The organism is Pseudoalteromonas sp. NBT06-2, assembly GCF_002276045.1.
In the GTDB taxonomy this organism is placed as follows: domain Bacteria; phylum Pseudomonadota; class Gammaproteobacteria; order Enterobacterales; family Alteromonadaceae; genus Pseudoalteromonas.
Genome location: NZ_NQMR01000247.1, coordinates 1 through 5,011 on the forward strand (window position 1 = coordinate 1; position 5,011 = coordinate 5,011).

Below are 5,011 nucleotides of genomic sequence, written 5' to 3' on the forward strand. Positions count from 1 at the left end.
CTTAATACATATCAAATACCAGTGTGTAATATTTGAGTTATTTCTTTTTTGTAAGAGCCTATCAGGAACGATAAAGAGGATTATGCGCCAAACTATGCTTCACTCTTGTGCTCAACAGCCCTCTCTGTAAGTAATTATAAATAAATCAATGAGCGATTAGTATTGATAGATACCCAGTACCCTTTACGGGTACATGGTTATTTGGTATATTAGCGTCTTGTTTAATTCAATTGCTAGGTGTTGCTAATAATGAAGTTTAAAGTTACGTGCTGTGCTCTATTTATTTCGATTTTTATAAATAGTGCTCAGGGTGCTCAACAATGTGAGATTGTTGATGAAGATATAAGTGCAAAAGTTGATGAAGTTAATATGGAAATTGAGGAGCAGTTCGCTGATATTGTCGTTTCTTCTCATGAACTACCTGAGCTTAGGTTCAGTAATGTAGGTCTCGGTCTTGATATCATGCAAGGAGTTGGAAAGCTTGGTATGCTCGCTGGCTTAGGCATGGGGATATATGAATTAGAAGATGGGATTATAAACCATAAGACATCATCACTCGTTAATGGCAGTCTTTCTATTGCTTCAATTGTTGCTCCTGAAATAGTCAGCTCGATAACGACAGAGCTAATATCAGCAGATATAGGTGCTATTACTGGTGGTGCTAGCGCCTTGATTCTTGCTGAGGGAATGAATATTGCTAGCGGTATTTCATCAGATAAGATGATAGACAAAGTAAAGCAACACAATTCAGATACTGCGGAACACTATAAAAAAACCGTTCGTTTATTAGAAAAATCTCTTGATGATACAAAACTTGTGATATCTGGTGATGGAGATGAATATTACAAAGTGACAAATGAACATTTTGCAAATGTAGTTGTGGAATTGACCAAAAAGGGAATTGAAAAATTTACGAATGGTATTTTTTTAAAAGCATTTGAAAAGAATGCGCATAAAACTTATAGAGAAAGAAGAAATGAGAACATTCTTTATCATTTAGAAGGTAAAGATGTAGCTAATAATGATGGGTTAATTGAAGAACTTAAAAAAGTTAGATATTTGTTAGATGAAGAATACAGAGTCAACTCATATTTTGTTCCTTATGCAGGTACGTATGACCTAAGCCTGCATTATTTTATTAATATATGGAACCCAAGAAGAGAGCTTACAGAAGAAGAAATACTGAAATTTGCAAAAAATCCTGTACTTTATTCTACAGGGTTCTATGAAGAGTATAAACCACTACTTGGCTGGAGTAGGACTAAAAATGAATTGATTTTTGGTATGGTTGATAAAATGATGGATGATAAGGTGTCTTTATTTAAAGATTATCATACGGTATCTAAATATATCATTAATGAATATCCAACGATTCAGCATAAAATGCTTAAAAAATATAATCAAACTATCGATACTCAGTATGCATGGTTGAGACTTGGAGAGGAAATTTTAGATCATATTGATTACTCTAGTGAGGAATCTCAGAGGGATGCTGAATGGGCATTTAGAATTCTAATGCCATTTATAGAAGTTTTTGCTGAAAGTTCGATTGATAAAAAGATCATTAAATCTATTCAAGTGTCTACGATGACAAGTTCATTTGTGAGTGAGTTGATTAATTCTGGAGTAGACATCACATCAAATGACGCAAAAAATGACGTCATGAAATTAGCTAACAAGTTAGGTTTTCCTGCATCGATTAAGAATAACCTTTCTGCTGATTTTGAAAAAGTAAAGAGTTTAACCTTGAGTCGTAGGCTTAAGGCTAATGACATCAAGCCTCTTGTGTTAACAGAGGATGAAATATCACGTCATATAGCTGAAACACAAAAACTTATCGATGATGGTTATTTGAAAAGTCGTCTCGATACAGAAATTAATAGTTTAATTAAAGAGAAGGTATTGCCTAATTTTCAAGGCGGATATAAGCGTATACCTGAAACGGCACAGGATATGTCGAGATATCATTGGGCTTATGAAAAATCGGTGATTAGCATACTTGATCGATATATATTACAGTTTGAAAAAAAGATTACTGATGATGGACTGGAAAGATTAATAACAGAATTACATATAAATTATAATGCCTTTATGAATAACAATAACGTTATATCACCTAAAGATAAGTGGATCAACTTCTCTACATTAGGACAAACCGAGAATGAAAATATAAGCTTAATTGATTTTCTTTCTAAACATATCAAATTTGCTCCTAGCTTGGTAGATGAAATTTTAGAAAAGGCGACTGTAAACTTTGTATCAATGAGGAATAATTCAATACCTTATTTTAGCATAGGAGATCATAATTATTATTTGGGGACCGATATCCCTCTTTCAAGTTTAGATGGGTCTCAGTTTAGTGTTTGGAGTGAAAGCAGATCTAATGGACAATATATTGATTCGTTGTACAAGATTACCATTGACAGTAATACAAAATTATCTGATTTGATTTTCGATAGTAGTCCAAGTCATGTAATTACAAGCTTAGCTATTTACGATAAAGATAACAATAAAATAGGGGGGCCTGGTACTCAGTCAATTTATTGGTGGGGTCATCGCAATACAGCTTCTCCAACTCCTCCTGACGACTATCAATATAAGGGTATGAGGGTTAATAAATAGTAATCTAAAAGTTTAATAACGTATGTAATAGTTATTCAAGAAACTGAGTCACCATCCACATTTAATAATAAATAGATTCACAGCTTTTTTTAGCTGTGGCTCTTCTAGTATAACGTTAATTTGTATAGTGAGTTTAGGATGAACTCTAAACATATATAAAAGTTATTGAGATTTAACTTTATAGGAATTTAATAAAATCATGTATAAAAAATCACAACTGAATATAGTGATTATCATCTTAGCTTTAATTTATTCTACAGCAGCATTTAGTGGGCACTGTGTCAGTGATAAAAGTCGTAATAGTCAAGATTTTGGAGGTATCGTAGAATCTATCGAGAGTAATAAAAATACAGAGCTTGATGTGCAAAGGTTGGTGGATATAGTTACGAAATCAAATGCTGATGAGATCCAAGCGTTACGTAATTATATAAAGGGTGATAGGGGGATATTAATATCACTTAGACCGTAGGTAAATAGCGCACAGAAGTTACCTTTATTTTAGCTCATGTTATTAATATTTGTACAGCGCACTTGATGGTAAGAAATTTTAATATTTTTAACAAATGGAGACAAAGATGACACAAGTCACTCTTGAATGTAAGACAATAAGTATATCAAGTTATTTGAAAAATTTAATTATATTTATTCTATTAATGTTAACTACTAATGTTGTTTACGCTATTTCTCTTGAAGATAGTTTTGATGATATTATTCTTAGAGGTAAAAAACCTGTGATAATTCTAATTGACTTACAAGAATCATATGATTTTAGTAAGACAGGAAGGTTACAAAATGTAATAGACTTGGTAAACAAAGCTCAGGAAAATAAAGCGAGACTTATACAAATTAATTATGGGAAAAGTCCTACAGAAGCAACATTGCGTTCGCAATTACTTAGAAGAAGGTATGAATATTACTTAAAAGAAGCTAGAGATGCATTTACTCCATTAACATGTACAACTAGGCCTTGCTGGAATCGTACTACTTCACTTGATGAATTATTGAATTCAGAAACGGATGAAATTATTTTAGCAGGTGTATCTGATGCATGTTGTGTATTAAAAACGGCTAAAAGTGCATTAGAAAGGGGCTTTAAAGTTCATTTATCTAGGGGCGAAAAAGATGGGAATGCATATTTATGGAAGAGACTTGAGGATGATTATCCAGAGAAGCTGACTATAGTATCTAGTAAGCCTTGTCAATGGTGAAAATGGGTCCTGCAAATAATTATATGTAATTTTTCACCAGTCTAAATTCAATGATAAACCGATCCTCAGCTGCTTTTGGTTGTGGATCGTGATCGATTCTTTAAACCCTAAATTAAGAGAAAGTACTGATAATGAAATATAAAACGATACTAATAGGTCTATCTTTTCTATTGGTAGTGATAAGTCATTTTACATATGCAATTCCCGGTTGTATCCAGATACCTGCTGTAAAACAGAATGTTACATTAAAAGATAAAGTGGCACTCGTTAAACGAAAATTGAAAATGAGAAAGATCGCCTCATTAAATGATAATGAAGATGCTATAACAAATTCCAGCGGAACATGTACAGCATGCTCAAAAGCGACTTTTAAGTATTTGGAAGCTAAGGTGCCTTATAGCGATACTAAAGCTACCCTACTAGATGACCCTGAAGCTCCTCAAAACTTTGTTGATACTGTGGCTAGTATTCAAGATTTCTTAAAAGAAAAAGGTTTAGATTATAAACAGATTAGTAGTAGGAAAGGGATGAATAGACAGCAAGCTTTAGCATATTTGGATAAGGATAAATTTCAGCCGGGTAGAACGGCACTTGTAAGTGTGGTGCTAGATATTAATGGCGAAGAAGCACCGCACCTTTTTCTTGTTTTAAAAGGAACCGGCAGCGAAAATCCATCCTTTAAGGCAATTGAGATGAGGGGAAGAGCTAGATTTGATGCAGCAAAGGAAGTTGATCTTCGTAGCACACTTAACTCAACAGATGGATCTTGGTATAAATATACTCTAAATGAAAAGACTCCAAATGAGAATAAATATGAACTTAAAATTAAAGATTTTAAGATAGGTGTAATGTTTTTCGAGAAACCGTTTTAATTCCTAGCTCCTTTAGTTACTAAACCCTAACCTATTCAGGCTAGGGTTTAAGTTAAAGTGGTGATTATTTTTATATTCTTGTTTTGTAAGTCTAAGCTGTATTAACATTTGGTTTTAATATACACGGTTTGGCCAAAAAATGCGCTACAAGAGTGTAAACAGAAAAAGGTACTTGTCTTAGAGTTGTGCAACAGCTACTATTTGGCTATAGCAATGTGTTTGGTGGCGTTTTCCCAACAATGGGAGTACGTGGGTTGAGCTTGTAGCATTTACCAAGAACAAATGTAGCGCATAGATATCAGTAGTCAC

The 5,011-nt window shown here is 33.3% G+C and carries 4 protein-coding genes; all 4 read left to right on the forward strand.

All coding sequences use genetic code 11. The features are described from left to right. The first annotated feature begins 249 nt into the window (after positions 1-249). Entirely contained in the window at positions 250-2,622 is a 2,373-nt protein-coding gene (locus CJF42_RS24740; protein WP_095369178.1) for a hypothetical protein, read from the forward strand. A 199-nt stretch (positions 2,623-2,821) separates the two neighbouring features. After that, positions 2,822-3,091, forward strand: coding sequence for a hypothetical protein (locus tag CJF42_RS24745; RefSeq protein WP_095369179.1), 270 nt, complete (start codon positions 2,822-2,824; stop codon positions 3,089-3,091). Between the two features lie 106 nt (positions 3,092-3,197). Then, positions 3,198-3,830 (forward strand): isochorismatase family protein, encoded by a 633-nt coding sequence (locus tag CJF42_RS24750; protein WP_170940758.1) that lies wholly within the window; start codon positions 3,198-3,200, stop codon positions 3,828-3,830. Between the two features lie 131 nt (positions 3,831-3,961). After that, positions 3,962-4,702 (forward strand): hypothetical protein, encoded by a 741-nt coding sequence (locus CJF42_RS24755; protein WP_095369181.1) that lies wholly within the window; start codon positions 3,962-3,964, stop codon positions 4,700-4,702. Positions 4,703-5,011: the final 309 nt, after the last annotated feature.

Excerpts from the sequence above, each read along its gene's own strand:
- CJF42_RS24745 (WP_095369179.1), top strand. The coding sequence starts at position 2,822 with ATGTATAAAAAATCACAACTGAATATAGTGATTATCATCTTAGCTTTA.
- CJF42_RS24750 (WP_170940758.1), top strand. The coding sequence starts at position 3,198 with ATGACACAAGTCACTCTTGAATGTAAGACAATAAGTATATCAAGTTAT.
- CJF42_RS24755 (WP_095369181.1), top strand. The coding sequence starts at position 3,962 with ATGAAATATAAAACGATACTAATAGGTCTATCTTTTCTATTGGTAGTG.
- CJF42_RS24740 (WP_095369178.1), top strand. The coding sequence starts at position 250 with ATGAAGTTTAAAGTTACGTGCTGTGCTCTATTTATTTCGATTTTTATA.